A 3,131-nucleotide genomic window follows, 5' to 3' on the forward strand; every position below is an offset into this window, starting at 1 on the left:
AAACACTAAAACAACAAAAAGCACATCAAATCTAAACAGCTTGCCTCCATCCCTGCACCATTGCTCCGTATGGGGCATAAGGCCCCGCAGCACCGTTGAGGCTCGAGCAGGAATCGCCTTTTCATCATTAAAAAGCTCTCGATCAACCTGGTTCCATTGCAATGGGTGATGGTATGCGGCCCTTCCCACCATCACTCCATCAGCCCAATCCAACTGCTGCTGGCAATTTTCTAAGGTTTCTAAACCACCATTTAATTCCAATAACAGTTTGGGTCGGTCTTGTTTCAATTGCTGCACTAGGTCGTAACGCAGGGGGGGAACCGTGCGGTTTTGTTTGGGATCAAGGCCCTCAAGCCATGCTTTACGGGCATGAATAATGAATCGCTGGCTGCCGGCTGCAGCAACCGTATCAACGAAATTAAGAAGTTCCGCGTAGCTGTCGTGGTTATCGATGCCAATGCGATGTTTCACCGTGACCGGTAAGCCTGAGGAAGCAGCCATAGCTTCAACGCATCGGGCCACCCTTTCTGGATCAGCCATCAAGCAGGCGCCAAAACGCCCCTGTTGCACCTTGGCACTAGGGCAACCCACGTTCAGATTTACCTCGCTGTAGCCCCAGGTTTTTGCCCATTGAGCTGCTGCCGCTAACAGTTCTGGGTCGTCGCCCCCAAGCTGTAAAACCAAGGGCTTTTCGATTGGATCAAAGTTGAGCAGTTTGCTTTTATCGCCGTGATGTAGCGCCTGAGCTACCACCATTTCTGAATACAAAAGCGCGTGGCGACTCACCTGCCGCATCAGCACACGAAAGTGGCGATCGGTGTAATCCAGCATTGGCGCCACACTGAAACGATGGGCCGGAGGCTGATTTGCAGTAGCGCTTGAGGGGGTCACTAACCCATGCTGCAGCTTGATGTGCGTTTATTCAGCATGGCCGATTGGCAACGCCGTTCATTGCTGCAAGCCCTTGCTGCAGCCTTTGCCGCTTTTTGGCGCCCGGCTCCTACCCAAGCAGCAACAGAAGCAACTGATCCCGCCTGGCAATTAAGCCCAGCCCAATGGCGGGCCCGGTTAGCTCCAGCTGCGTTCAAGGTTTTGCGTCAAGAAGGCACTGAAAGCCCCTTCAGTAGCCCCTTAAATGCCGAGAAACGAAAGGGTATTTATCAATGCGCCGGCTGTGAATTGCCGCTATTTTCCAGTGTTACTAAATTTGATAGCGGCACAGGTTGGCCAAGTTTTTGGGCACCACTTCAAAAGGCGGTGGTTAGTAAAGTGGATTTCAAATTAATTGTTCCCCGCACTGAATATCATTGCCGTCGCTGCGGAGGTCATCAGGGCCATGTATTTAATGACGGGCCAAAACCAACTGGAAAGCGCTACTGCAATAACGGCGTGGCTTTAACTTTCAAGGCCGATGCCTGAGCTGGTGGTGGCAGGTGGAGGCGCTGCAGGTTTTATGGCGGCTATTACGGCTGCAGAGGCAGGTCTTAAACAGGTGCAGATTTGGGAAGCCACTGCCGAACCTTTGGCCAAGGTGCGCATTAGTGGCGGCGGGCGCTGCAACGTTACCCATGCCTGTTGGGATCCAGCTGAACTGGTAAGCAACTACCCAAGGGGTGAAAGACCATTACGGGGCCCGTTTAGTCGATTTGCAACAGGGGATGCAGTGGCCTGGTTTAGTGAGCGGGGCGTCGATTTGCAGGAGGAGGCTGATGGCCGCATGTTTCCTGTGAGCAATAGCTCTGCAACGGTGGTGGAAGCTCTGCGTTCCAGGGCGCAAGCTGTTGGCGTTCAGCTTTTTACCCAGCGGGCGCTGCAGGCGGTGAAACCTTTAAGCAAAGGGGGTTTTGAACTGAAAGGTAGAGGCTTAGATAGCTCCATTTGCTGTGATCAGTTGCTGCTTGCAACTGGCGGACATCCCAGCGGCAGACAGCTTGCCCAAGCATTGGGCCACGAACTGGTGGCGCCGGTGCCATCGCTTTTTACCTTGCGTTTAGATGCGCAGTTTTTGAGGGATTTGGCGGGGGTATCCCAGGGCTCGGTGCCGCTGGAATTGTTAGTTGGAGGTGAAAGTTTTCGTCAGAGGGGCACCGTTCTTATCACCCATTGGGGGGTGAGTGGTCCGGCGGTGTTGAGGCTTACGGCGTTTGCGGCTAGGGCCTTGCATAAACATCAATATCGCGCTGAATTACGCATTGATTGGTGTGAAGGGGCAAGTTTAGAAATCTTGCAGCAACAACTCAAGCAAGCTCGCCAGGATTTAGCGCGCAAACAATTGGCTAACGGACGCCCAGAGATATTGCAGGGTCTTAAGCGGCGCCTTTGGTTGGCATTACTAAATCAAGCGGAGTTGAATCCAGCTACGCCGTGGGCAGAGTTATCACGCCAAGCTGAGCAACGGCTGCTTCAAGTTTTACAACGTAGTGTTTATAAAGTGTTAGGGAAAGGTCCGTTTGGGGAGGAGTTTGTAACTGCGGGGGGAGTTGCGCTTGCGGAAGTGAATTTGGCGCGGATGGAAAGCCGAAAACAACCTGGTTTATTTTTTGCAGGTGAAATAATGGATGTGGATGGGGTAACAGGTGGTTTTAATTTTCAGCATTGCTGGAGTAGCGGTTGGATTGCTGGCAGGGCGATTACGGCGAATCACAATTAATGAGTTTTCCATTTCGCGCTGATATCGAAGCGCTGAGGGGGGTGGCAGTTTTAGCGGTGGTGATATTTCATTTGTTCCCTAATATCTTGCCTGGTGGTTATGCGGGGGTGGATATATTTTTTGTAATTTCTGGTTATGTAGTTACCTATGCATTGCTTGCTAGGCAACAAAAAGATCAACAAAAAGGGATGGGGTTTGCCACTTTTTTGCAGCGCCGTTTCCAGCGGATTATGCCTCCTTTATTGGTAGCATTAATTTTGATTGCAGCAGTAAGCTATACGATCCACGAAAAGCGTTCATTTTATAGTTTTTCTGGTTTTTCAATTACTAGTTTGCTTGGAATATCAAATTTAAAACTGCTTGCGCAGCAAACAAACTACTTTAGTCCGGATCAATATTTAAACCCTTATCTGCATACTTGGTCTTTGGGGATTGAGGAGCAATTTTATTTAATTTATCCGCTGTTCTTTCTTCCTTTTGT

Annotated in this window: 4 protein-coding genes; 3 read left to right on the forward strand and 1 reads right to left on the reverse strand. The window is 50.5% G+C overall.

Annotated elements, in window-relative coordinates:
* Window positions 1-891 (reverse strand): tRNA dihydrouridine(20/20a) synthase DusA (dusA, locus tag KB557_RS10225; RefSeq protein ID WP_255133886.1); only part of this gene is annotated, 891 nt, incomplete at its 3' end.
* A 6-nt stretch (window positions 892-897) separates the two neighbouring features.
* Between dusA and msrB the strand changes: the two genes are divergently transcribed.
* The 3 genes from msrB to KB557_RS10240 all read left to right on the forward strand — a co-directional run.
* Window positions 898-1,419: a peptide-methionine (R)-S-oxide reductase MsrB gene (gene msrB, locus KB557_RS10230; RefSeq protein WP_255133888.1), complete on the forward strand. Its 522-nt coding sequence runs from the start codon at window positions 898-900 to the stop codon at window positions 1,417-1,419.
* Window positions 1,412-2,650: an NAD(P)/FAD-dependent oxidoreductase gene (locus KB557_RS10235; protein ID WP_255133890.1), complete on the forward strand. Its 1,239-nt coding sequence runs from the start codon at window positions 1,412-1,414 to the stop codon at window positions 2,648-2,650. Before msrB ends, KB557_RS10235 begins: the two co-directional genes overlap by 8 nt.
* A gap of 41 nt (window positions 2,651-2,691) precedes the next feature.
* Window positions 2,692-3,131: acyltransferase (locus tag KB557_RS10240; RefSeq protein ID WP_255133892.1), on the forward strand; the 440-nt coding region annotated here is incomplete at its 3' end.

Origin of the sequence: Synechococcus sp. Cruz CV12-2-Slac-r, assembly GCF_024346075.1 — a bacterium.
GTDB lineage: Bacteria > Cyanobacteriota > Cyanobacteriia > PCC-6307 > Cyanobiaceae > Synechococcus_D.

Coding starts and splice junctions, on each gene's coding strand:
- msrB (WP_255133888.1), top strand. CDS start 898: ATGCTGCAGCTTGATGTGCGTTTATTCAGCATGGCCGATTGGCAACGC.
- KB557_RS10235 (WP_255133890.1), top strand. CDS start 1,412: ATGCCTGAGCTGGTGGTGGCAGGTGGAGGCGCTGCAGGTTTTATGGCG.